Origin of the sequence: Nocardia rhizosphaerae (genome assembly GCF_042650365.1) — a bacterium.
GTDB classification, from domain to species: Bacteria; Actinomycetota; Actinomycetes; order Mycobacteriales; family Mycobacteriaceae; genus Nocardia; species Nocardia rhizosphaerae.
In genome coordinates this window covers 76,180-99,243 of the sequence record NZ_JBHSBA010000003.1, presented here as the reverse complement: position 1 = coordinate 99,243, position 23,064 = coordinate 76,180, and the positions used below count along the sequence as shown (strand labels likewise).

Annotated in this window: 22 protein-coding genes and 1 tRNA gene; 15 read left to right on the top strand and 8 right to left on the bottom strand. The window is 64.1% G+C overall.

Annotated elements, in window-relative coordinates; genetic code table 11:
* Positions 1–4: 4 nt before the first annotated feature.
* The 7 genes from ACFOW8_RS01995 to ACFOW8_RS01965 all read left to right on the top strand — a co-directional run bounded on the left by ACFOW8_RS01995 (position 5) and on the right by ACFOW8_RS01965 (position 6,968).
* On the top strand, positions 5–1,294 hold the full coding sequence (locus tag ACFOW8_RS01995) for a hypothetical protein (protein ID WP_378544513.1): 1,290 nt from the start codon (positions 5–7) through the stop codon (positions 1,292–1,294).
* Positions 1,294–1,740, top strand: coding sequence for a hypothetical protein (locus tag ACFOW8_RS01990; RefSeq protein ID WP_378544510.1), 447 nt, complete (start codon positions 1,294–1,296; stop codon positions 1,738–1,740). Before ACFOW8_RS01995 ends, ACFOW8_RS01990 begins: the two co-directional genes overlap by 1 nt.
* Before the next feature lie 59 nt (positions 1,741–1,799).
* Positions 1,800–2,168 carry a hypothetical protein gene (locus ACFOW8_RS01985; RefSeq protein ID WP_378544507.1) on the top strand — a complete coding sequence of 123 codons (369 nt, stop codon included), beginning with the start codon at positions 1,800–1,802 and terminating at the stop codon, positions 2,166–2,168.
* Positions 2,169–2,596: 428 nt separating this feature from the next.
* A complete protein-coding gene (locus ACFOW8_RS01980; protein ID WP_378544504.1) occupies positions 2,597–3,835 on the top strand; it encodes a hypothetical protein in 1,239 nt (412 codons plus the stop codon).
* Positions 3,836–3,900: 65 nt separating this feature from the next.
* Positions 3,901–4,497: a pentapeptide repeat-containing protein gene (locus ACFOW8_RS01975; RefSeq protein ID WP_378544501.1), complete on the top strand. Its 597-nt coding sequence runs from the start codon at positions 3,901–3,903 to the stop codon at positions 4,495–4,497.
* Positions 4,498–4,675: 178 nt separating this feature from the next.
* A complete protein-coding gene (locus ACFOW8_RS01970) occupies positions 4,676–5,236 on the top strand; it encodes a hypothetical protein (protein WP_378544498.1) in 561 nt (186 codons plus the stop codon).
* A 1,411-nt stretch (positions 5,237–6,647) separates the two neighbouring features.
* Complete coding sequence (locus ACFOW8_RS01965) at positions 6,648–6,968, top strand: hypothetical protein (protein WP_378544495.1); 321 nt, start codon at positions 6,648–6,650, stop codon at positions 6,966–6,968.
* Positions 6,969–7,187: 219 nt separating this feature from the next.
* Here the strand turns inward: ACFOW8_RS01965 and ACFOW8_RS01960 are convergent, their stop codons facing one another.
* The 3 genes from ACFOW8_RS01960 to ACFOW8_RS01950 form a co-directional block, all read right to left on the bottom strand.
* Entirely contained in the window at positions 7,188–7,901 is a 714-nt protein-coding gene (locus ACFOW8_RS01960) for an MmyB family transcriptional regulator (RefSeq protein ID WP_378544492.1), read from the bottom strand.
* An 85-nt stretch (positions 7,902–7,986) separates the two neighbouring features.
* The gene (locus tag ACFOW8_RS01955) at positions 7,987–9,066 is read right to left on the bottom strand and encodes a HigA family addiction module antitoxin (protein WP_378544489.1); all 1,080 of its coding nucleotides are present in this window, start codon (positions 9,064–9,066) and stop codon (positions 7,987–7,989) included.
* Positions 9,067–9,366: 300 nt separating this feature from the next.
* On the bottom strand, positions 9,367–11,202 hold the full coding sequence (locus ACFOW8_RS01950) for an acyl-CoA dehydrogenase (RefSeq protein ID WP_378548380.1): 1,836 nt from the start codon (positions 11,200–11,202) through the stop codon (positions 9,367–9,369).
* A gap of 198 nt (positions 11,203–11,400) precedes the next feature.
* On the opposite strand from ACFOW8_RS01950, the gene ACFOW8_RS01945 reads away from it, so the two are divergent.
* Together ACFOW8_RS01945 and ACFOW8_RS01940 are read left to right on the top strand one after the other, a co-directional pair.
* Entirely contained in the window at positions 11,401–11,994 is a 594-nt protein-coding gene (locus ACFOW8_RS01945) for an alpha/beta hydrolase family protein (protein ID WP_378544486.1), read from the top strand.
* Positions 11,995–12,028: 34 nt separating this feature from the next.
* Complete coding sequence (locus ACFOW8_RS01940; protein WP_378544483.1) at positions 12,029–12,493, top strand: flavodoxin family protein; 465 nt, start codon at positions 12,029–12,031, stop codon at positions 12,491–12,493.
* Here the strand turns inward: ACFOW8_RS01940 and ACFOW8_RS01935 are convergent.
* From ACFOW8_RS01935 to ACFOW8_RS01925, 3 genes are all read right to left on the bottom strand, one after another.
* Positions 12,473–13,162, bottom strand: coding sequence for a class I SAM-dependent methyltransferase (locus tag ACFOW8_RS01935; protein WP_378544480.1), 690 nt, complete (start codon positions 13,160–13,162; stop codon positions 12,473–12,475). The genes ACFOW8_RS01940 and ACFOW8_RS01935 overlap by 21 nt on opposite strands.
* A gap of 24 nt (positions 13,163–13,186) precedes the next feature.
* The gene (locus ACFOW8_RS01930) at positions 13,187–14,293 is read right to left on the bottom strand and encodes a DUF4185 domain-containing protein (RefSeq protein WP_378544477.1); all 1,107 of its coding nucleotides are present in this window, start codon (positions 14,291–14,293) and stop codon (positions 13,187–13,189) included.
* Between the two features lie 169 nt (positions 14,294–14,462).
* A complete protein-coding gene (locus tag ACFOW8_RS01925; RefSeq protein WP_378544474.1) occupies positions 14,463–15,212 on the bottom strand; it encodes a crotonase/enoyl-CoA hydratase family protein in 750 nt (249 codons plus the stop codon).
* A 129-nt stretch (positions 15,213–15,341) separates the two neighbouring features.
* Between ACFOW8_RS01925 and ACFOW8_RS01920 the strand changes: the two genes are divergently transcribed.
* Positions 15,342–15,656: a hypothetical protein gene (locus tag ACFOW8_RS01920; RefSeq protein ID WP_378544471.1), complete on the top strand. Its 315-nt coding sequence runs from the start codon at positions 15,342–15,344 to the stop codon at positions 15,654–15,656.
* 304 nt (positions 15,657–15,960) lie between these two features.
* Positions 15,961–17,322 carry a Fic family protein gene (locus ACFOW8_RS01915; protein ID WP_378544468.1) on the top strand — a complete coding sequence of 454 codons (1,362 nt, stop codon included), beginning with the start codon at positions 15,961–15,963 and terminating at the stop codon, positions 17,320–17,322.
* A 107-nt stretch (positions 17,323–17,429) separates the two neighbouring features.
* Here the strand turns inward: ACFOW8_RS01915 and ACFOW8_RS01910 are convergent.
* Positions 17,430–17,503: transfer RNA gene (locus ACFOW8_RS01910), tRNA-Gly, on the bottom strand.
* Positions 17,504–17,614: 111 nt separating this feature from the next.
* Here ACFOW8_RS01910 and dcd point away from each other — a divergent pair.
* Complete coding sequence (gene dcd / locus ACFOW8_RS01905; protein ID WP_378544465.1) at positions 17,615–18,214, top strand: dCTP deaminase; 600 nt, start codon at positions 17,615–17,617, stop codon at positions 18,212–18,214.
* On the opposite strand, the gene ACFOW8_RS01900 is transcribed toward dcd, so the two are convergent.
* A complete protein-coding gene (locus ACFOW8_RS01900) occupies positions 18,127–18,639 on the bottom strand; it encodes a hypothetical protein (RefSeq protein ID WP_378544462.1) in 513 nt (170 codons plus the stop codon). The two genes, dcd and ACFOW8_RS01900, sit on opposite strands and share 88 nt — an antisense overlap.
* A gap of 204 nt (positions 18,640–18,843) precedes the next feature.
* On the opposite strand from ACFOW8_RS01900, the gene ACFOW8_RS01895 reads away from it, so the two are divergent.
* The 3 genes from ACFOW8_RS01895 (at position 18,844) to ACFOW8_RS01885 (ending at position 23,064) form a co-directional block, all read left to right on the top strand.
* The gene (locus tag ACFOW8_RS01895) at positions 18,844–20,106 is read left to right on the top strand and encodes a helix-turn-helix domain-containing protein (RefSeq protein WP_378544459.1); all 1,263 of its coding nucleotides are present in this window, start codon (positions 18,844–18,846) and stop codon (positions 20,104–20,106) included.
* A gap of 39 nt (positions 20,107–20,145) precedes the next feature.
* Positions 20,146–21,399 carry a pyridoxal phosphate-dependent aminotransferase gene (locus tag ACFOW8_RS01890; RefSeq protein WP_378544456.1) on the top strand — a complete coding sequence of 418 codons (1,254 nt, stop codon included), beginning with the start codon at positions 20,146–20,148 and terminating at the stop codon, positions 21,397–21,399.
* 390 nt (positions 21,400–21,789) lie between these two features.
* Entirely contained in the window at positions 21,790–23,064 is a 1,275-nt protein-coding gene (locus ACFOW8_RS01885) for a YibE/F family protein (RefSeq protein ID WP_378544453.1), read from the top strand.

The following is a 23,064-nucleotide window of genomic DNA, read 5'->3' as shown; positions in this document are numbered from 1 at the left end:
CAACATGGCCGACCTCCCTCCCCTCAAATACGGCAAGGTCGTCGGGCGCTTCCTTGCGAATGTCGCCGACGGCCCCGATCTCGCAGACCTGCCCGAGTTTCCACCGCTGAGCGGCCGTGTCACCTTTACCGCGGACGCGCCGAAGGTACTGGTCGCCGGCGGTGAACCCGCACCGGCGACATACATTCAGCTGCCCAAGCACTACGAATGTCAGCTCGACGAATTCGGCTACCTCACCTGGCGTGGGATGCGTGGCATCCGGCTGGTCGCACCGGACGAAGCGACCAACCCCAGTGACTGGACCTGGAAGGTCTCCTTCGAACTCAGCTACGACGGTGATCCCGTCCCGCTCGATCCGTTCAGCTTCACTGTCGGTGAGTACCAGGCCGGTCCCGACCCCGAGAACCCGGACGCCGGTTCTACCGGACTGGTCGATCTCACGCTGGTCTCCCCGGTTCGGGCCAGCGCGGGCGATGCGGTGGTCCGAGGCGAGCGCGGCACCGGAATCCAGATCGATGGCCAGGCAGCCACCTACGCCGAACTGCCGACCGGTCCGGCCGACGGTAGCCAGTACATCGTCAGGGCAGACGGTCTGCTGTATCTCTACGATGAGGTCAGCGGGTGGACACCGGACGGCCAGGGCGTGGTCGTGCGCGGACCTGCCGGGACCACACAGTGGGCGGGCATCAGTGGAAAGCCCGCCACCTTTGCGCCGACCATCGGTTCGACTGCCACTACGGCCGTCGCGGGTGACGATCCTCGCCTGAGCGATGCGCGCACCCCCACTGCCCACACGCACCCGGCATGGGAGATCTCCGGCCTCACCCAGATCGCCGACGCACTACTGAGCTCGACCACCGATGTCGAGGCTCGCGCCGCCATCTCAGCGGTCTCGACCTCGGACCCGAGGCTGTCGGATGCTCGCACTCCGACCGCGGCCGGCCAGGCATACGACATCACCTTCAAGTCGCACACCGGGACACGAAAGGCCGGTGCCGGGAACGTGATGCCCGAGGGGCTCCGGATCGAACGGCCGCTGACTATCTCGTCGATCACCTACCGCGGCGAGACTGCCGGTACCGGCGATCTGGTGGTGGAACTGCGAAAGAACGGCACGCTCGTGTCGGGCACCGGTGCGACGATCCCGGCGTCTGCGCACAACGCCGATACGGTCGTCACGACCGGTGGTCCGTGGACATTCGGCGTCGGTGATCGGGTGACAGTGCATGTGACCACCGTCGACAGCCCCGCCGGCCGTGGGCTGCAGGCGAGTTTGCAAGGAGTGACAGCCTGATGCACCTCATGGTCGCCGGATCAGCAGGCGCTTCCCCAGCCGGTATGAACAAGAGCGGCACTCAGCTGATCAGCGCTACGACGAGCGACGTCAAAGTCGTCGGTTGGGCTGTGCGGGCCGGCTATGAAGAGTCGAGCATCGTTTCCAATGAGCTCGTGGTCACCGACGATGTATCCGCCATCATTCGGTGCCAGATTTCGCTGACTGCCACCTGGAGCCCCTTCACTGGCAGCCTTCAAGTGAGCATCATGCGCAACGCCACTGTGCTGACAACCGCGTCCTTCACGTCCGGGACCGCGACCCTGTCCCTGCCCGACCTCGCGCTGGAACTCAGTGGTGGAGACCGAGTTTGGGCGCAGATGACGAACACCACATCGACCCCATACAGCCGTGATGCCACCCTGCAGACCGGTTCGGGGACGTACTTGTCGATCGATCTGGCCTGAGCATTGCCACGCGTCGGTCGTGGACCTGTAGCAAAACCTACTTCTTGGAAGGTCGATTAATGTCGAAGATGGTACGTATCCGGGTGAATTCAAACCCGGACTGGACAACTATTCGGGTGCCGAGGCAAGCCAAGCCGCTGCGGGCGCGTCGGATGTCGGTCGGTGGAGAAGGTCCTGGGAACACTGCCTACTACAACACCTACTGGGAAGTGCCGAGCAACGCGATTGCCGGTGAAGAGACCTATCTGATCCGTCGAGGGGTTCTCCCCGACCCCGCACCAACCGGGCCCGAGGAGCCGCCCTACGATGTGGATAGTGAATCCGGCCTCTCGGGTGCCACCGCGTTCTTCGCCGATGATTCCGAATTCTTCTGGATCTTTCGAGATCTTTTTCGAGAGGGTAGCGGTTATCCGCCGAACACCGCCTGAGGTGATTCTCGGAGCCGCGAACGGGCGACAGGATATCGTCTCGCGCATAGAACGCGCCGCGCGTGCCGAATAGCGCGAACGGGGGAGCCCGATCATGCTTTTGGACTTGAGCTTCCCTGTTCGATATTCGTGCAGAATTGCAGAGTTTTCGACTAGCGAGAAATCGACCCGATCGTCCGTCGATCGGGTCGATTTCCGTTGGTCAACAATTAAATTGCTTACTCACCCCAGTAGGTAGGACCTTTGATGGATAAATCTGCTCTTGAGTCTGCGGCAAGGGGTGGGCGATATCGGTGAACTCTGAATCCAGTCCGTCAGAGGTTCTGCGGAGGGTATCGTGGCTCGGCAGAATTGTCCCTGCCACTCTCGTGGCTAGTGGTAATAGCCGCAGGCGGGACGGAAGTGCGAAGGTTCGCAACTTTCACGGCATGACACCGGCGTCGTCGGCCAGAACAATCGAGCGACTGCACGCCTCACGTTCGATGCTCGATACGGTATCACAGTCTGTCGAACTTCCGTCGAGCCACAGAGTTGGACAATCAATCGAGGCGGCCCTTCAAGACGCCTTGGACGCTTGGCTTGGCAATGCAGCTATTGAGCCGATTGACGATCGACGGAACCCTGGACCGTCGACCGCCACGCCGCCGATACCAGGTGTCACACCGCCACCGCCGACTACGGCTGGACCACCAAATATTGCCCCTACGCCCCCGAAAGAGGCAGCGACCGGGGATATTTCGGATACAGGCGAGAACGTTGCAGAGTTCTGGGAGGGCGACGACGAACATATCCCTCGAGTAACTATCGATGCGCCATTCGCCGATGTTATGGGTACCGGGTATCGCATATATGCCGACCCGGACGGAAAGGTGAACCTGGTTCAGGTCCGGGATGGCGAACGTATAATCGCCGACATCGAGATGATGTCAGACGGAAGTTACCGCTTTCATCTCATGGACGAGGAGAATCTCGCAGGTGTCTACGATGTTTCACCTGACGGTGAAACCGTAACTGTGCGCCAATCACTGCCAGCACTCTGGGATCGCTGGGGTGACCTGATAACCGGTCCCGACGACCTCCCGGCGAATGGTCCGGGTGTTGTGCTCGAGTTCCTATGGGAGATTGGTAGTGCGGCAGCAAGCGACTACCCTGACCCGCCAGACCTTCCGTTTCCGAGTTCGATTGAAGGCCCGGCAAATCCGTCCAATACGCCGGGAACGCCGGAGTACGAGAAGCGCCAGCAAGAATTGGCGATGGATCCCGCGAAAGGGGGCAGAGTGAGTGGCGCGTCGATGCGCGAGGCGGCGGTTGGGCTCGAGGCTGAACGTACAGGGTCCGTCCCCGGTCCGATCAGTAGAGCGCAGCTTGGCCCCGATGGAGGGGATATGGGAGAATTTGTCGACGCCGAGGGAACTCGCTGGGATGTCAAGAGTTCTCCTGATATTACCCCGTTCTACACGAAGGCGCCTGGAAAGCCTATCCCCCATCCTCAATCTGATGAGAAGTTTATAGATATGATCAACGAAGACATCGCCTCAGGTGAGAAGATCTTGCTCGATCCTGTCGGAATGAGTGATGCACGCAAGACTCATATCAAGGACCTGATATTGGCACACCCGGAATGGTACGATCACGTTGTGTGGGTTGAAATGGATGCTGAGCGATGACCTTTGTTAGGAAGTGGCCGAAATCTCCGGCTGCTTGTGCGGCGCTGGAGGAATACCGTGAGTGTGTGCAGAGAAACGCGGCTGGGTCTGCAGACGCTGATGATGCGCTTGGCGGATACGGATTGGATTTCTCGAAAGCGGATCTATCGGGCTTGTCTCTGGTAGAAGCAATGCTGATTGAAGCCGATTTGTCGGAAGCCTGTCTCGTTGATGTCGTCTTGTTTCGGGCATGGTTGAACAGCGCACGACTCGACAGGGCAAAGCTAGACGGAGCCGACCTCCAGAAATCTGAGGTACGGGGGTGTACTGCTGTTGATGCATCGTTCCGAGGTGTCGACGCGCGCGGCGCAGTCATGGAAGAAGCGGATCTCCGAGCTGCTGATTTTAGTGGATCCGACCTTAGGCGTGCCAATTTCTCTGGTTCTGACCTGCGGAACTCGAGGCTGACCGATTGTGAGTATATGCGCACCAATCTGAATGGTAGTCGCATAGGTGGTGCGCAGGTCGCGGGCGGGCACGGGTCGGTTTACGGACCCGTCGATGTAGGCCTGACCGAACCACATATTATTGATGGGGATGTACTGCGCCATTGGTTCAATGAACATGGTGCTCCAGAGGTGGTTGTTTTGGAACTGAAGCCGCCATCTTTGGGCGTGATGTAGAACAATTTCAGTCGATCGGCAACAATGATCGGAGCGGACGGCCCGGGCATTGTTGCCGAGACTTGGATAGATTGATGTAGGCGAAGTATGATTCGGGGCATTCGTCGAGGTTGCCGATCATTCGAACGTTTGATGGAAAGGCTGCTCGCTCTAGGGATCAAGGATGGAGTAGGATTTCGTGACCGATAAGTATGAATTTCGAGACTTTCGGCCGCTCGCGGAGCGTCTCGAATATTGGCGAAACATGTTGGATGGCATGGGCTGGGAAAGTGAAATTCATCCTTGTATGAACCGGGATGGGGTCCTGTTCCTCGAAGACATCGGCGCGGATTCGTCGGGTGTGGCGGGGTTGAACGATGGTCTGATGTACGAACACGAGCTGTACAAGTCGGTGTCGGTGAATGATCGACAGTTTCTGGAGGTTTCCGGCCCCAAGTTCTCACGGTTGGTGGATGCGAGCCAGTACATTGTCATGCGATTGATCGACAGGGTTCGACATCGTGTCGGCTTGGCGACGGTTGAAAGCGCGTTCGACAGTGCGGGACTCGATCCGAACGTGAATGCGGACGAAGAACTCCATCGAGTCGCGCTCGACCGCGACCCGGATGTCTACTGCCTGACCCACCGTCTCGCCGCGGTGCCGATCAGTCATCTGATGTGCATGGAACCCTCGCGGTTGGACGCGCTGCTCGCCGACGGACTCGCCGACGCGATCGGCGCATGGCGGCAGTCGAGCTGACCTTCCGCAGTACCTGCCCGCCCTGATGGTCGTCGCGACGGCTCCGCAGCCACAATCTCCTTGCCCGACCTCGCGCTGGAACTCAGTGGTGGAGACCAAGTTTGGGTGCAGATGACGAACACCACGTCGACCCCGCTCAATGCTGGGTTGGCCATCAGTGATCTCTTTTGCTGAAGAGTTGGTGGCAAACTGTTGCTCAGGTTCGGTCAGATTCTAATAGGCGAAAGAAGAAGCTCGATTCTCCAAAGATCAACGACCCTTCGATTGGGCATGGAAATCTAGGGCGCGAATCTTTGCCTGGGGCATACGACCTGAATGGATCTTTCCTTCCGCGTGATCGGGAACTGGCCGAGCGACTGGAGAAATGGTTGGCGAGTTGATGTCAGGCTATCCGACGACGGGGTGTCGGGAAATTCAACTCCTGATGCTATGATTCGAAGGATTCCCGATGACCCGGGCGTCGTTGTCGAGTTCTCCGGGGGTGCTGAAAGAGATGATGCACAAGGCTGGAAGCCAGCTACCTAGTGGTGGCGAGATTGTCATTGATGCACGCAATGTTGGTACGTATAGTGTCTAGGTTTGAAACACTGTTCTTGGGTGGATCCGGTCTGCTGAAATCGAATGTCATCTCCACAGCCTTGGGTATGTCTGTGCATCTGAATGATCGCGGGGAAGACGTTCTGTCCCGTCCCTCTGCCTCGGGGAAGGGCATGGTTGGTGGTCGGCTTATTCGAAACATATTGGCTGAATCCGGTGCAGAGCTCGAGGATGCTGCTGCGGCGTACGACATCGGCTACAGTCTGATGTTCGATATTTCGGCAACGAATCGGATCGTGCAAATGCAAGATGCTGAGGAGATCTTCGATCAGCTGGTCGTAGGACTTCCTGAAGTAGCAGTTCTTTTGCGCCCGACGATGCGCAGAGTCTCAAGTCTGCGTACCTGCCAGGCAGGGGTGTGCACTGCTTCCCGGAGGGTACCACGCCCTTTGCTGAACATAAGGACTCGTGGCTTCCGTGGGTAGTGGAATCGTAGGTCTCGATTAGAACAGATTGGGGACGCTGCATTGTGCGCGGAAGGGCAAACGGCTCCTAGCCCTGGGCCCGTAGAATGCAGAAGAGTTCCAGGAAGAGGGCCGTATGCAATCGGACGTATAGCTCGCCGCTAATAAATTCGCGCGGTGTTCGATGCTGTCGTGTCTTCGGGTATGACATGGTAGTCAGCTCCGGAGGTCTGGGAAGTGTCTGAGGGTGGCCATGTGGGCCGCTATTCGTCTGCTACGGAGTTCTTCGCTACTTCCGGCGAAGTCGTTCGTTCGGCTATTCATGCGCATCGGCAAAATCCGATGGTGTGAAAGTTTGGGTATTCATCGTATACTTGACTACCAGGTTTCGGTGCCGTGGGGAGTGGGTTGTGTCCGAGAGTGCGAGCCTTGCTTGCAGCGAGTGTCGTGTTCAGATTGATCTGGGCAAGGCTGTAAAGGATCTGTCGAGAGTTCGGTACTTTCATTCCGGCGATTCCGACAAGAAGAGAAACCCGGACAACGGGCTGATATCTGCTGTGCTCTGGAAGTTTCTTGCAGAGCATGGCTATCACGGAGTACGCGTATACAGCGACTATGATGCGAAATATGACGATGAAGTCGCGGGCTATGAAGAAATCGGTGGCGATGGTATCGGAGAGGTGAGTCTTCGTGACTACGTCGCGAACTGGTCAGGGTGGAGCCTCGGGTGAATATTCTGTGGTTCCGTGTCCGGTGCATGCCGAGTACCGGAGCCGATTCCGGGTCGGTTGGGTCCAGTAGGATACGGGTGGCGTTGATACTGAGTGACAGAGGGTTTGGGGTATGAGCTTGGATGAGTTGCAGTGGCCGACCGGGTCGGCGACCACGATGCTGTCGGCCATGACGGGGTTGATTCGATTGTTGGGTGTGTTCTTCGGCTGACGGGCCGGTCAGCGGGTGGGGATGAGGCGGTAGAGCCACCAGGGGCGGGTGGGGAAGGCTGGGTCGTAGACGCGAAGCAGCATGCGGCGTTCGATGCCCGTGCTGCGTTCGCGGACCCGCAGGTGGCGGCGGGAGATGTCGTGGGAGCGAACTTCGCTGGTCCACACCGGATCCCAGTCCGGTGACGTGCCGCAGGATTCGGTGATCTCGCTGACGCGCTTGGACGGGGCCAGCGGGGCGAGCATTCGGAAGGCGTGGACGAGCAGCTGGGCCTCGGTGGTCCAGTCGAGGAAGACCTTCTTGGCCGCCGGGTCGAGGAACATCCATTCGAGCATGTTCGTGCCCGCGCCGAGCCCGGGGAACATGCGCTGGTAGTCGGAGTTCGCGGCGAGCACGTCCATGGTGGGGAAGCGCTGGAAGCAGGCCGGGTGGGTGAGGCTGGCCAGGTCGGTGAGATCGTCGGCCGCCGGGGTGGCCGAGGACATGCCGGTATCGATGGCGGGGAGGCCGAGCACCAGGATGTGCTTGCGATACCAGAGCGGCACATCCAGGCAATCGAAAAGTCGTTGCAGCATCGGTGGATTCGGCACCAGCGCACCTGATTCGATCTGCCCGATCAGCAACGGCGCCATCTGCGCCTTCACCGCCAGCTCCGACCGCGCCAGCCCGGCCGCCATCCGCCGCTCCCGCAGATACACACTGAGCGCGCTACTCTCACCCATCCCTACCCCCGAGGTCTCCACCCGACCGACGGTAGTTTCCAGAGTACGCGTGCCTCATCGGCGGCGCAGTCATGATCGGCATGGATCACCAGGCTGCGAGCAATCCCCGTACGTTAGGGGTGAGGTCTCGCATGTGGGTCCACGGCAGGATTCGCTGATACTGGAGACGGCCGACGATCAGCGCTGGGTGGACGTTCATCGCCTTCGCCCGCGCCACAACCGCCCTTTTCGAGATCGGGGCAGCGAGCCCGATCGGCTCCGGCAGCGCCCATCGCACGGCTTGGCGATCCGCCGACCGCTCAGTCTCGTTGTCGGTCGCGGCGCACACGTCGGTGTCGAGGGTGATGCCGCTGTCAAGGTGGCCGAGGTGAAGATGCGCGAGCTCGTGCAGGAGGGTGAACGCGACGCTGTCCAATCGTTGGATGCGGCCGGACAACCCGATCACCGGAACGCCGGAATCGTCGATGTAGGCTCCGCCGTCGATCTTGCCCGAGTTGAACGCCTGCACGTAAACCAGGCGAATGCCATTGTCCGCGAACAGCCCTGGCAACGTCGCGAGTGCACTGGGGTCGCTCAGGCGCCGAACGGTCTCGGTCGCGAGCACCGGCACATCGCCCAGTTCGGGAATCGCGCTTGGCCCGCGCCGCGCCTCTTGGCGAACGCACGCGATCCACGCGAGTCGTGGGGGCGAGATCGGCGCGTTCTCGACCGACCGCCGGGCCGCGAACTGCAGCGTTGGCTGCTCGGCGATGTTGGAGATCTCCAACAGGTCGCATACCGCCGATTCCTCGGTGTCGAGATCGGCGCCGGTCGGGATCATGCCGCGCTGGCGCAGCTCGGGCATCGGCACGAGCTGGGAGAGTCTCGCTCGTCTCGCGACCGTCGTTGCACGCTCCGTGGCATCGGTTCGCGCCAGCTTCCAGAGCCGATAGGCACTCTGCAGGCGAAGCCAGGTCGCGGCCTCGGTGCCGGTAGCGGCAGCGATCTCGATCGCTGTCTCGGGCGTGATCTCCTTGCGCCCGTTGAGGATCTCGGAAACCGCCTGCTGTGGTCGCCCGAGAATCTGCGCGAACTCGGTGACAGTCCAGCCACGCGCCTCGATCTCATCGCGCAGGTATTCGCCCGCAGGGAACGCCTGCGCGGGCAGCCCAGCGATCTCACTCATGTTCCAGGCCTCCCCTCACAGCGGATCAGTGATAGTCGCACAGCTCGACGATGAGTACCGTGCGTCCGGTGTCGTCGCACTCCGTTCCCCCTGCATCACCCTACGGGTGATGGCTACTATGCAGAAGCTGTCTGAGCAGGCGAAATCGAATCGTCACCCGATGATCGCTCGGCTCCTACTCGTGCAATCGCACGGCTTCTACTCTGGCGATCGCCGACCAATTCCAGCTGTGACCTGACACGACGAACGGCCCGGAGTCAAAAGACTCCGGGCCGTTCGGGATGGATCAGGCGATCAACCTCAGAAAGCGGCTTCGTCCAGTTCCATGATGTCGTTGTCCAGGTTGGCCAGGATCGCGCGGGTGGCGGTCAGCTCGGGCAGGACGTTGCGGGCGAAGAACTGGGCCGAGGCGACCTTGCCGGTGTAGAAGGCGACGTCGGACCCGGTGGCGCCGTTGTCGAGGGCCGCGAGTGCGATCTCGGCCTGCTGCAGCAGCTGCCAGCCGATGAACAGGTCGCCGACCGCCATCAGGAAGCGGACCGAACCGAGGCCGACCTTGTACAGCTCGGTCGGCTGCTCCTGGGCGCCCATCAGGTGGCCGGTCAGGGTGGCGGCCATGGTCTGCACGTCCTCGAGCGCGGTGGCGAGCAGCTTGCGCTCACCCTTGAGGCGCTCGTTGGCGGAGTCGGCATCCAGGAACTTCTGGATCTGGCCCGCCACGTGGGCCAGGGCAACACCGCGATCGCGGGCGATCTTGCGGAAGAAGAAGTCCTGCGCCTGGATGGCGGTGGTGCCCTCGTACAGCGAGTCGATCTTCGCGTCGCGGATGTACTGCTCGATCGGGTAGTCCTGCAGGAAGCCGGAGCCACCGAAGGTCTGCAGCGAATCGGTCAGGTACTGGTAGGCGCGCTCGGAGCCGACACCCTTGACGATCGGGAGCAGCAGGTCGTTCACGCGGAACGCCACGTCCTTGTCCGCACCCGAGACGGCCTCGGCGATCTCCGGGGTCTGGTGGGCGGCGGTGTAGAGGTAGATGGCGCGCAGGCCCTCGGCGTAGGCCTTCTGCATGGCCAGCGCGCGGCGCACGTCGGGGTGGTGGGTGATGGTGACGCGCGGCGCGGTCTTGTCGGTCATCTGGGTCAGGTCGGCACCCTGGACGCGGGTCTTGGCGTACTCGAGCGCGTTCAGGTAACCGGTCGACAGGGTCGCGATGGCCTTGGTGCCGACCATCATGCGGGCGTTCTCGATGACGTCGAACATCTGCGCGATGCCGTTGTGGACCTCGCCGACCAGCCAGCCCTTGGCGGGCACGCCGTGGCCGCCGAAGGTGACCTCACAGGTGGCCGAGGCCTTGATGCCCATCTTGTGCTCGACGTTGGTGACGAACACGCCGTTGCGGTCGCCGTAGGTCTCGGTCTCGAAGTCGAAGTGGACCTTCGGGACGTAGAACAGCGACAGGCCCTTGGTGCCTGGACCGGCGCCCTCGGGGCGGGCCAGCACCAGGTGCATGATGTTCTCGAACATGTCGTCGGAGTCACCCGAGGTGATGAAGCGCTTCACGCCCTCGATGTGCCAGGAGCCGTCCTCCTGCTTGATGGCCTTGGTGCGGCCCGCGCCGACGTCGGAGCCCGCGTCGGGCTCGGTCAGCACCATGGTGGCACCCCAGTTGCGCTCGGCGATCTTGGCCGCCCAGCCCTTCTGCTCGTCGGTGCCGTTGTTGTAGAACACCTGGGCGAAGCCGGCGCCCGCGGCGTACATCTGGATCGGCGGGTTGGCGCCGAGCACCATCTCCGACAGGGCCCAGGTGATGGCGGAGGGAGCGTTCAGGCCGCCCAGGTCCTCACACACGCCGACCTTGGCCCACTCGCCCTCTTCGAGCGCCTTGTAGGACTTCTTGAACGACTCCGGGATGGACACGGAGTGAGTGTTGGGGTCGAAGACCGGCGGGTTGCGGTCCGCGTCGGCGAACGAGTCGGCGATCGGGCCCTCGGCCAGGCGGCGGACCTCGGAGAGCATTTCCTTCACGGTGTCGGTGTCGAGATCGCCGAAGGTGCCCGCGTCGAGCAGCTTGTCGATGCCGAGGACCTCGAAGAGGTTGAACTCGAGGTCGCGAACGTTTGCCTTGTAGTGGCCCATGTGAGTACTCACTCTCCGTTGAGTCTGGTGCGGTCGGTTGTCTGCCGTTCCCGCCCTGTGTCGTCCACCGGGGTAGCCTTGCCAGCTTTCCGCATGCTACTCGCGGGTAACTTATGGTCCATATTACCGGTGGGTAAGCCTGTCGGCAAAGGGGGCCGCCGCAATGTGACCGGAAAAACACGCGAGCTACCGTGAGGTATGCGCATCGAGACGAGTGCTGGACCCGCCCAGATCGAGCTCGACGAGGTCGAATCGCCGGCTTTCCTGCTGGTGATCACCCATGGCGCCGGCGGCGGTGTCGATGCGAAAGACATACTGGTGGTGCGTGATTCGGCGCTCGAATCCGGCGGTGCGGTGGCGCGGGTGATGCAGCCGTACCGGGTCGCCGGACGGCGCGCGCCCGGCTCGGCGGACAAGCAGGACGCGGCGTGGCTCGAGATCGTGGCGGCGCTGCGGGAGCGGTTCGGCGACGTGCCGATCGTGCAGGGTGGCCGCAGCAACGGGGCGCGGGTGGCCTGCCGGACCGCCGTCGCGGTGGGCGCGCGCGGGGTGATCGCGCTGTCGTTCCCGCTGCATCCGCCGGGCAAGCCCGAGAAGTCCCGGCGCGACGAGCTGCTCGCGCCCGGTGACATCGACGTCGTGGTGATCAACGGTGGTAGCGACCCGTTCGGCGTGCCCGACGCCGCCGACGCCGCCGAGGTGCGGGTGATCCCGAAACAGGCGCACTCCTTCCGCGCCGGGTTCGACGTGATCGCGGCGACAGTGACCCCGTGGTTCACCCGCTGGCGATAGGCTGCGGCCGACACCGAGACAGGCAGGGGGCCTCGTGAAGGCGATCATCGTGTGCGCGTCCAGTTCGCACGGCAACACCAGGAAAGTCGCCGACGCCATCGGGTCGGTGCTCGGCGCGGGGGTCGTCGAACCCGGCGAGATCAGTCCGGTCGAGATCGCCGAATACGACCTGGTCGGCTTCGGTTCCGGCGTCTACTACCTGGCCATGGACAAGCGACTGCGCGCCTTCGTCGACGCGGTGCCCGCCGGGCAGGGACGCGCGGCGTTCGTCTTCGCCACCAGCGGCATCAAGGAACCGGGCTTGCGGCCCTATCTACGCCATCTCGCCGACCAGCTCACCGGCAACGGCTACGAGGTGGTCGGCGGTTTCGCTTGCCGCGGGCTCGACACGATGGGGCCGCTTGCCCTGATCGGCGGGCTGAACAAAGGCAGGCCCAGCGCCGCGGATCTGGATTCGGCACGCGGCTTCGCCGAACAGCTACGCGTCGGATTCGACTGACTCCGGCACCGGACGCTCGGCGACGACCAGCGCGTCGAGCGCGTCCGGCCCCTCGGTCTGGCGCCGGACCACATCGGCGATACGGATGGTGAGGTGCTCGCCCGCCGCGCCGAGGTCGGCGCGGATGTCCTCCGGGGTGAACAGGATCGACCGATCCTGCGGACCGCCGTAACCGTCGGTGATGTTGCGGGTGTCATGACCGAGGATCAGCAGCATGCCGCCGGGGGAGACCATGCGGGCCAGCTCGCGCAGCAGGTCGGCGCGCTGCGCGGCGGGCAGATGCACGAACACCACCAGGATCAGCTCGTACCGGCCGGTGATGCCCGCCGCGTCCAGATCGGTGATATCGGCGCAGCGCCAGGTGACGCGGGAACGGACCGAACGCGACAGCCGGGCCGCGACCGTGCGTCCCTTGTCGATCCCGACCTGGGAGAAGTCGACCGCGTCGACCTGCCAGCCGTGGGTGGCCAGCCACAGCGCGTGCCTGCCCTCGCCGCAGGCCAGATCGAGTGCGCGCGGTAGCGCGGGCGGGGTGCCGCCCGGTTCGTCGGCGACCAGCGGGACCCGGCGGTCCAGGCCGTACACGTACTCCACGACCGTGCTGTTCGGCGGTGCGCCCCACACCAATTCGCTGTGTGCGTACCGGGCGTCCCACTCCGCTGCGTCCATAGGAGGCAGTCTATGGGCGCGGTGCTACAGGCGCGTGCGCATCAGGACGACGTTGTACTGGGTGTGGATCGTGGTCATGAAGTACAGATCGCGGCCGGTCTGGTACGGGAAGATCGACGGCGCGTACGCCGTCGGCAGATCGCGGGCATCGATCAGCACCTCGGGCGCGCTCCACGGGCCCTCCGGGGAGGGCGCGCGGCGCAACACGACCGAGTTGAACGGATCGGTGGTCAGCGAGATGAACTGGCCGAGGTACTCGTTGTACATCACCGACAGCTCGCCGACGCCACCCATGATCGGCGCCGCCGCGTTCACATCGTCGAGTTTCCAGCCACCGCCGTCCCAGTACTCGTAGGCGCTCAGGTTCTCGATCTCGGCTTCGGGGACCCTGGCGACGAACGCGTCGTTGTTGCGGCCGGACCTGGTGCCGTACTCGTAGACGAAGCCGCCGTCCTTCAGGAAGGCGTTCATCTGGAAGTTGCTGTTGCCGCCCTCGTCGGGGCGGCGGGTGTGGCCCAGATCGGCCCAGGTCTCGCCGTTGTCGGCGGAGGCGGCCAGCCCGGAGAAGCTGGTGGTCCACGCGCCGGGCGCGTCCCAGGTCTTCACCGACATCAGCGACAGATACTGCACGCCGTTGGCGGAGATCCCCGCCGTCGGAATGCGGCTGATCTCCAGGAACGGGATCTTCGGGCTCGGAATGAGATCGCGCGCCTGGCCGAAGATGTCGCGCACCACGCTGTCGAAGAAGATGCCACGCGAGGGGTCCTTGGTGTGACTGCGGACCAGGATGTTGGACCGCCACGCCCAGGTGCTGCCCGCCAGCAGGTTCGGGAAGCCGAGGCCCGCGGTGTCGCCGAAGGCGGTGAGCATCTCGCCGCGCCCGTTGTCCCACATGATGCCCAGGTCGGTGCCGAGCACGTTGTAGTTCTGGGTGTTGTTGGGGCTCGCCATCCCGGTGACCTGGAAGACCGCCTGCGTGCGGCCGTGCAGCACGGGCAGGCCGTGGGTGCCGTTGAGGACGGGAATCGGGTTGATGGCGTTCGGGTTGGCCACCGCGGGCGTCGCCGCGCCGACGAACAGGGCGGTGGCGCCGGTGAGCGCGGCCAGCAGGATGGAACCGGTCTTTGGCACGGTTGTCGACAGCCTCCGGGTCGCGCCGAAATCGGCCGCGCGGCAGGATGCCTGTGTCGCGTACCACATTCCAGCTGGTGTGCGAATCCCAGCGATGCTAACAGGCTATCGGCGCCGAATGTGCTATCCCCGCATTGTGAGTCGACACCAGCCCTGGATCGTTTGCTTGTCAGTCGCCCCCTTTGCGTGATTTGCTCAGCAGCAAGGGAATTTGGGCCGCGCGCTCGGCGGCGAGGATCGCGCGAGGGCGCCGGTGCCAGGAGGAGTCGAACAGTCGCTTGGCGGCGGCGACCGCGCGGGGATCGCGGGTCGCGACGCGATCGGCCAGCGCTGCCGCCGCGGCCGATGGATCGTCATCTATCGCGGTGATCAGGCCGATGCGGTCGGCATACGCGGCATCGACCGGGTCGGCGGTCATGGTCAGCAGCTTGGCCTGGTCGATGCCGATGAGCTGGGACAAGGTGGCCACGCCCGACATGTCCGGGATCAGTCCGTGGACTGCCTCCATCACCGAGAACTCGGCAGTGGGGGCGGCGATGCGGAAGTCGGCGGCCAGTGCCAGTTGTAGCCCGCCGCCGTAGCAGCGGCCGTGCACCGCGGCGATCACCGGCACGTCGAGGCGGCGCCAGGCCCAGCAGGCTTCCTGAAAGGTATTGGTGCCACGCCACGGTCGTGGGAGGAATTCCCGCACGATAGCCAGTGGATCGCGGGCGGCCGCGGCGATATCGAGTCCGCTGCTGAAACTCGGCCCGTTGCCGCTGAGGACGACGGCTCTCGTCCCATCGTGTGCGGCGATTTCCTTCGCCGTCGCGACGAGATCGCGCAGCATCTCCAGGGTCAGTCCGTTGTGTTTGCCCGGCCGATTCAGCGCGACATATGCGCGTTCGCTCTCGAAGCGCAGCGTGATGTGGTCTCCCATGGGCATATCTTACTGGCGAGTCAGTTGCCTGTGTGTGGTCGTAGATGTGGCCAGGCGGATGTGGTGTGCGGCATGATCCTGCACGGCTGCGCATCATCCGATCCGCAGCGATCGAGAGGACTTTGGAAAGTGCGGATCTGTCTGCTCGCCGCGACACTGCTCGCCGTGCCGGTGCTATCGGCGTGCGGTAGCGACGAGCCCCCTGCGGTTACCCAGGCTGAACTGTCGAAATCATTACAGGACAAGGGATTGAGCAACCCCGAACTGGCCGACTGCGCGGCCGGGGTGTTCCTCGACTCCGGCATGTCACAGGACGGACTGCGAGTGATGGTGTCCAACGCGCAGTCCGGCGATCCCGCCGAACTGCTCGGCGAGGAGGACGCGGCCAAGGTGGGCGCGGCCCAGTCCAAGATCGCCGCGGATTGTGTGCGGTTGGGTGGGTGACGGGGTCGACTGGCCGGCCGCGCCCGCCGAGTCCTAGCGACAACCAAACCGAACCAAACTTTGGCGGTCGTGGTCGGGTTGTCCCGGTGGCGGAGTCGTCGTGGACGCGCGGCAAAGCCGCAGCTCGAACCGGCGAGCGGTAGTCAACGTCAAGCGACGACCAAATAGAACCAAACTTTGGCGATCGATGCCGCCAGGCCGATGGAGTTGTGGGCGGCCTACGGGAGGTGGTGTCGGCCGAAGCCGCAGGTCATGCTTACGATCGCCGGATGGCAAAACCAAATTTTGATAGGATTTGGTTGACATGCGCGCGAGAGGGGACCTGATGCATCCTGCACCGCCTCCCGACCTGCGGCAGACGATGGAGATGATGGAGACGAGGCGCGTCATCGACGTGCTCGACTCCGTCGCGCAATTCAGCTCACCATCGGATCCGTACATGCCGTGGGACAAGTTGCGCCACAAGAAGGCTCCGGGAGACCTCACGGCCGAGGAGTGGTGGCTCGGTGTGAAGTTTGCACGGCGGTCGATGCGTCGGCCGTTGCCGTTCACGACCATTGGCGACGAGCATTTCACCTACGCGCTCCCGGACGAAGTTCTCCGGCTTTCCGACGAGATAACCAAACGGGCGAGCGGCCAGATCGCAGCACCCGAACAGATCACCAACTCGTCCACGAAGAACCGCTATGTGATCAGTTCGCTGATCGAAGAGTCAATTACGTCCAGTCAGCTCGAGGGCGCATCGACGAGCAGGCAAGTGGCGAAGGACATGATTCGATCGGGCCGCGCACCGCGCAACCGCAGCGAGAAGATGATCGTGAACAACTACAATGCCATGTTGTTCGTCAGCGATCACAAGGACGAGGACTTCACCCCCGAGCTGATCTGCGAGTTGCACAGGATCGTCACCGACGGCACCCTGGACGACCCCGAGTCGGCTGGCCGTATCCAAAGCAATCCTGATCCCGATGACCGGGTCAGGGTCTACGGCCGCGATGACGACGTACTGCACCTTCCTCCGCCCGTGGATCAGCTGTCTGCCCGGATGCGGACTCTCTGTGTGTTCGCCAACGAGGCGAACGGTGGCAGCGAGTACATCCCTCCGGTCGTCCGAGCGCTGGCGATCCACTTCATGGTCGGGTACGACCACTATTTCGAGGACGGAAACGGCCGGACCGCGCGTGCCCTTTTCTACTGGAGCATGCTCAAACAGGGCTACTGGCTCACCGAGTACGTGACGATCTCCCGGTTGCTCAAGAAGGCGCCCGCGCAGTATGTACGTTCGTTCGTGCTCACCGAACAGGACGAAGGTGATCTCACCTATTTCCTGATCTATCACCTCAATATCTTGCGACGCGCGCTGGACGATCTGGCGACATATCTGACAAGGAAGACCGCTGAACTGCAGGAGACGCGGCAGTTGCTCTCGAAGCGAGGGCAATTCAATCACCGGCAGCTCGCCCTGATCGAATCGGCGATCAAGAACTCGTCGAACGAGTACACGGTCCAGTCGCACATGCAAAGCCACAAGATCTCTGACCAGACGGCGCGGAACGATCTGACAGATCTCGAGCGTCGGGGGCTGCTGGATCGCTCCAAAGCAGGCCGAACCTTCGTGTGGTCTCCGGCTGCCAACTTCGAGAAGACGCTGACCACGGCCGACTAGCCGGAGGTAGCGTCGGGCGACCGGCTCGGCGCATCGGCGGCAATGCTGCATCGCCTGCGGCCACCCGAAACGACCGAAGCCCCCAGGCGGACTGGGGGCTTCGGTGCTGGAGCCGATGACGGGAATCGAACCCGCGCTGTCTGCTTGGGAAGCAGAAGTTCTACCATTGAACTACATCGGCATCGCGTTCTTCGAGCGCGTTGACGACTCTATCAGACCGGCTCGTGTGCCGGTCAACTCTTGATCGATGGCCGGGTCGGGTCGGTGGATTCGGGCTGCTTAGACTGGCCGCGTGCTGCTCTCCGATCGTGATATCCGAGCCGAGATCGCCGCCGGGCGTCTCGGGGTCGAACCGATGCTGGAGTCGATGGTGCAGCCGTCGAGTATCGACGTGCGGCTGGACGGGTTGTTCCGGGTGTTCGACAACAGCCGGTACACCCATATCGATCCGGCGCTGCAGCAGGATGATCTGACCAGTCTGGTCGAGCCGAAGCCGGGCGAGCCCTTCGTGCTGCACCCCGGGGAATTCGTGCTCGGGTCGACGCTGGAGGTGTGTTCGCTGCCCGACGATCTGGCCGGTCGGCTGGAGGGCAAGTCGAGTCTGGGCAGGCTGGGGCTACTCACGCATTCGACGGCCGGGTTCATCGATCCTGGGTTCAGCGGCCACATCACCCTGGAACTGTCGAATGTGGCGAACCTGCCCATCACGCTGTGGCCGGGCATGAAGATCGGGCAGCTGTGCCTGATCCGGCTGAGCAGTCCGGCCGAGCACCCGTACGGCAGCGCCAAGGCGGGGTCGAAGTATCAGGGGCAGCGCGGGCCGACGCCGTCGCGGTCGTACCTCAACTTTCCCTTGCCATCGGCCTCGCTGGACGCACTCGAAACCCGCTGACGGGTCACCGACAGCGCCAGGTGCAGCACCAGCGACAGCGGGGGCAGCACATCGCGCGGTACGGGCGGGCGAACCCAGTGGCAGCCTTCGCGGCTCCAGCGGCCGAGACTCGTCGGGAGCATGACGGCGCTGCCGACGCCGGGGATATCGATGTCGAGCCCGGCCAGGTCGGAGACCACATCGGCGGGTGGTCGCGCGTCGGGTTCGGCGAGCAGGCTCCAGCGGATCTGCCTGGCCAGCACCGGGCCCTCCCGGTGCTGTTCGCGCAGCGTGGCGAGGACCAGCTCGGCCCGCGTGGTCGGCAGGTGGACGACGCAGAGCCGATCGGTGATCGGCAGCATCACGAAACCACCTCGCTCGCGCACGGGTAGCCCGAATTCGCGCTGGTAGCACGTCACCCAGTCATCGACGGTCCTGGCTTCCACGCCTCCAGAATGCGCTTTGTCGCAGGTCGTCGGCCACTGCCCCGCACCGCCCTTTCACTGCCTCAGACAACCGATTCGGTCAAGATTGTGGTGTGTCTCACTGGGGCACTCGTACTCTGGAGGCAGTTGTCCGTCGGATGAGGTGACGCTGTGGTCGGGGAGTGGACGGGAAGAGAAGCCAGGGCGCTTCGTGATGCCAAACGAATGAGCATCCGGGAGTTCGCGGCTCATCTCGGCGTGCACGAACGACTGGTGTCGAAATGGGAGGCCGGCGGCGCTCGGGTGCGCCCGCGGCCGGTGAATCAGGCCGCGCTCGACACGTCGCTCGCGCGTTCCGACGAGGTGGTCCGCGCACGTTTCTCGACGCTGCTCGCGCCCGCGGGAGGTGACGTCGACCTGCTCGCTTTCGTCGACGCCGGCGTGGGTAAAGGCGCTGTGCCAGAGGTGATGTCGGAGAGGGAGTTGATCATGGCGGCTGCGCACGAGGCGAGCGAGCACGCGGCCGCCGCGGAGAGCACGAATGTCGGCGCGACGACGCTGGCCCAGCTCGACGCCGACGTCCGGCGGATCGCGAACGAATACGTGCATGCCGCACCGGCGCCGATGATGGTGGAGATGCTGCGGGTGCGGCGGCGGGTGTACCGGCTGCTCGACGGGCAGCAGAAACCGGGCGACACCAGTCATCTATATCTGCTCGCGGGCACCCTGTCCGGCCTGATGGCCAACGCGAGCACCGATCTCGGATATCTCGACGCGGCCGGCGAACAGGTCAGGGCCGCGTGGGCCTATGCCGAATTGAGCGGGCACAGCGGTTTACGCGCGTGGACCCGCGGCATGCACGCGCTCATCGAGAACTGGTCGGATCGTCCGCGCAACGCCATCCAGCTGGCGCGCAGCGGGCAGGAATTCGCCGGTCCGGGAATCGGCCGGATACGGCTGCTCAATATCGAGGCAAGGGTGTGGGCCCGGCTCGGCAGCGAGACCGAGACCGACCGCTGCCTGCGGGCCGCCGAGACCGCGGGCGGGGACCGGCGCGACGAACTGCACGACGAGATCGGCGGGGTGTTCGGATTTCCCGAGCCGAAGGCCGCCTATTACGCGGGCGCCACCTGCATCCAGCTCGGCCGCGCCGAACACGCGCTCGCCGCCACCGAGCGGGCCATCGCCCTCTACAGCAGCGGCCCGGCCCGCCAGCGCTCCTACGGCGCCGAATCGCTGGCCAGGGTCGACAATGCCGCCGCCCACCTGATCAACGGCAGCATCGACGGCGCGGCCGACGCCCTGCGTCCCGTTCTCGGCATGCCGGAAGACCGGCGGATCGCCCAGCTGGGGGAACGGCTGGTCGGGGTGCGCAGGCGCATCGCGGCGCCCGCCTACCGCGACGCGTTCGAAGCGCGTCAGCTCGACGAGCGGATCGAGGAGTTCTGCGGTGCCACCGCGGCGGCGGGGCTGCCACCAGGCAGGTGAGGGCGGGCGGGACCTTATCGGTTTGCGCTGGATGGCACCATGGGTTGGGTGAGTCCTCAATCGCCGCATGTGCCGCCGCGCGTCCTCGAGCAGTCCAAGAAGCTGCAGAACGTGGTCTATGAGATCCGTGGTCCGGTACACGCGCACGCGGCGCGGCTCGAGGCCGAGGGGCACCGCATCCTCAAGCTCAATATCGGCAATCCGGCCCCGTTCGGCTTCGAGGCGCCGGACGTGATCATGCGTGACATGATCGCGGCGCTGCCGTACGCGCAGGGCTACTCCGAGTCCAAGGGCATCCTGTCGGCGCGGCGCGCGATCGTCACCCGGTATGAGCTGGTTCCCGGCTTCCCCGAGCTCGACGTGGACGACGTGTACCTGGGCAACGGTGTTTCCGAGCTGATCACCGTCACCATGCAGGCGTTGCTCGACAACGGTGACGAAGTGCTGATCCCGGCGCCGGACTACCCGCTGTGGACGGCCATGACCAGCCTGGCGGGCGGTACGCCGGTGCACTACCTGTGCGACGAGGCCAACGGCTGGCAGCCCGATATCGCCGATATCGAATCGAAGATCACCGACAAGACCAAGGCGCTGCTGGTGATCAACCCGAACAATCCGACGGGTGCGGTGTACTCGGCGGAGGTGCTGCAGCAGATCGTCGACCTGGCGCGCAAGCATCGGCTGCTGCTGCTGGCCGACGAGATCTACGACAAGATCCTCTACGACGACGCCAAGCACATCTCGCTGGCCTCGCTGGCCCCCGATCTGCTGTGCCTGACCTTCAACGGCCTGTCCAAGGCCTATCGGGTGGCCGGCTACCGGGCCGGCTGGCTGGCGATCACCGGGCCGAAGGACCATGCGGCGGGCTTCCTCGAGGGCATCGACCTGCTCGCCTCGTCGCGGTTGTGCCCGAACGTGCCCGCGCAGCACGCCATCCAGGTGGCTCTCGGTGGCCATCAGAGCATCGAGGATCTGATCCTGCCCGGTGGGCGGCTGCTCGAGCAGCGCGATGTGGCCTGGGAGCGGCTCAATATGATCCCCGGCGTCTCGTGCGTGAAGCCGCGCGGCGCGCTGTACGCGTTCCCGCGTCTCGACCCGAACGTGCACGAGATCCACGACGACGCCAAGCTGGTGCTCGACCTGCTGCTGCAGGAGAAGATCCTGATGGTGCAGGGCACCGGGTTCAACTGGCCGGATACCGACCATCTGCGGATCGTCACCCTGCCGTGGGCGCGCGATCTGGCGGTGGCGATCGAGCGGTTCGGGAACTTCCTGTCGAGCTACCGCCAGTGACCAGCTGAAACAGACTTCAGGTTTGGAATTTTGGAGTTTTTGAGGATGCGCTGATGCAAAAGTCTGGATTTTGTGTACAGTAGTCCTTGGCGCTACGGCGCCCGGCCCGGTTGTCTACCCCCCCCTGGACAACCGAGAGCCCTAGGTATGAGCGCCTACCCCCCTGGGCGCCGACCTGCGGGCGGCGGAGACATCCCCCTGCTCTCCGCCGCCCTTACCTTGCTCCTCCGCTTATTTCGGCCAGGCTCTAGGTGCGTGGTTCGTTGGGGACGCGGCCGGGGTTCCTGTGGTGGGCTCAGTTTGCCCGTACCCGGTGAGTTACCCGTGTGCTTGCGTGATCAGCGGTTCTGTCGAGTCGTTCTTGAAAACGATGTCCTTTAAGATCTGCGCGTGAGCGATCATCATCACCACCACCATCACGATCATTCCGGGCCTATCGCTATCGGGGCTACGGCGGCGAAGGTTGTCGTCGGGCTGCTCGGGGTGATCGGGGCGGTGGTGCTGGCGGCGACGGTGCTGCTGTGGCCGAGTGCGCAGCATGTCGAGATTCCCTTGCCGATGCAGACCGCCACCGGGGAGGCGGTGCAGACCGAGGCGGGGACGGTCGTGCTGCAGGATGTGGGGCCCTGTGGGAGTACCTCGCAGGGCAAGGTGTTCGCCGACCAGCCCGTTCCGCCGCGCACGGCCGCCTACACCTGTCAGCGCAGCATCATCCTGATCGAGTCCGGGCCCGACGAGGGCTCGAAGACGCTGTTCGAGATCGCGCCGGGACCGGGACAGCCCGATCTGCGGGCCGGTGACGAGATCAGGATCGTGCGGGCCGCCGATCCGAGCGGGACCACGCTCTACGCGTTCGAGGACTACTCGCGCGGGCTGCCGCTGCTGCTGATCGTGCTGGCGTTCGTGGTGGTGATCTGCGTGGTCGCGCGGTGGCGTGGCTTCCGTGCCCTCATCGGGCTGCTGTTCGCATTCCTGGTGGTCGTGGTGTTCCTGCTGCCCGCACTGCTCGACGGCAAACCCGCCATCCCGGTCGCCCTGGTGGCCGGGTCACTGATCCTCTACGTGGTGCTCTATCTCGCGCACGGGGTGAATCTGCGGACCAGCTCCGCGCTGCTCGGCACCCTCGCCTCGATGCTCGTCGCGGCCTTCCTGTCCTGGCTGACACTCGAGGTCACCAACCTGACCGGCCTGTCCGAGGAACAGAACACCAACGTCGCGACCTATCTTCAGCACGTGAGCATCACCGGGCTGCTGCTCGCCGGATTCATCATCGGCTCACTCGGTGTGCTCAACGACGTGACCATCACCCAGGCCTCGGCCGCCTTCGAACTCGCCGCGCTCGACGAGGGCGCGTCCCGGCGGGAAGTCTTCACCGCCACCATGCGCGTTGGCCGCGACCACATCGCCAGCACCGTCTACACCCTGGTGCTCGCCTACGCCGGTGGCGCGCTGCCGCTGCTGCTGCTGTTCAGCGTCGCCGGACGGTCCATCACCGACGTGCTCACCGGCGACGCGGTCGCCATCGAGATCGCCCGCTCCGCCGTCGGCGGCATCGCGCTGGCCCTGTCGGTGCCGCTGACCACCGGGATCGCGGTGCTGCTCGCCCGGCCGTTCGGCGGCAAACCCGCCACCCCGCCGCGTCGCGCCAGGCACGCGCGGAACTGA

Bases quoted from the DNA above. Each gene is read 5' to 3' on its own strand.
- ACFOW8_RS01995 (WP_378544513.1), top strand. From the start codon at position 5: ATGGCCGACCTCCCTCCCCTCAAATACGGCAAGGTCGTCGGGCGCTTC.
- ACFOW8_RS01990 (WP_378544510.1), top strand. From the start codon at position 1,294: ATGCACCTCATGGTCGCCGGATCAGCAGGCGCTTCCCCAGCCGGTATG.
- ACFOW8_RS01985 (WP_378544507.1), top strand. From the start codon at position 1,800: ATGTCGAAGATGGTACGTATCCGGGTGAATTCAAACCCGGACTGGACA.
- ACFOW8_RS01980 (WP_378544504.1), top strand. From the start codon at position 2,597: ATGACACCGGCGTCGTCGGCCAGAACAATCGAGCGACTGCACGCCTCA.
- ACFOW8_RS01960 (WP_378544492.1), bottom strand. From the start codon at position 7,901: ATGGGTGAGAGTAGCGCGCTCAGTGTGTATCTGCGGGAGCGGCGGATG.
- ACFOW8_RS01955 (WP_378544489.1), bottom strand. From the start codon at position 9,066: ATGAGTGAGATCGCTGGGCTGCCCGCGCAGGCGTTCCCTGCGGGCGAA.
- ACFOW8_RS01950 (WP_378548380.1), bottom strand. From the start codon at position 11,202: ATGGGCCACTACAAGGCAAACGTTCGCGACCTCGAGTTCAACCTCTTC.
- ACFOW8_RS01945 (WP_378544486.1), top strand. From the start codon at position 11,401: ATGCGCATCGAGACGAGTGCTGGACCCGCCCAGATCGAGCTCGACGAG.
- ACFOW8_RS01935 (WP_378544480.1), bottom strand. From the start codon at position 13,162: ATGGACGCAGCGGAGTGGGACGCCCGGTACGCACACAGCGAATTGGTG.
- ACFOW8_RS01925 (WP_378544474.1), bottom strand. From the start codon at position 15,212: ATGGGAGACCACATCACGCTGCGCTTCGAGAGCGAACGCGCATATGTC.
- ACFOW8_RS01915 (WP_378544468.1), top strand. From the start codon at position 15,961: ATGCGCGCGAGAGGGGACCTGATGCATCCTGCACCGCCTCCCGACCTG.
- ACFOW8_RS01895 (WP_378544459.1), top strand. From the start codon at position 18,844: ATGAGCATCCGGGAGTTCGCGGCTCATCTCGGCGTGCACGAACGACTG.
- ACFOW8_RS01890 (WP_378544456.1), top strand. From the start codon at position 20,146: ATGGGTTGGGTGAGTCCTCAATCGCCGCATGTGCCGCCGCGCGTCCTC.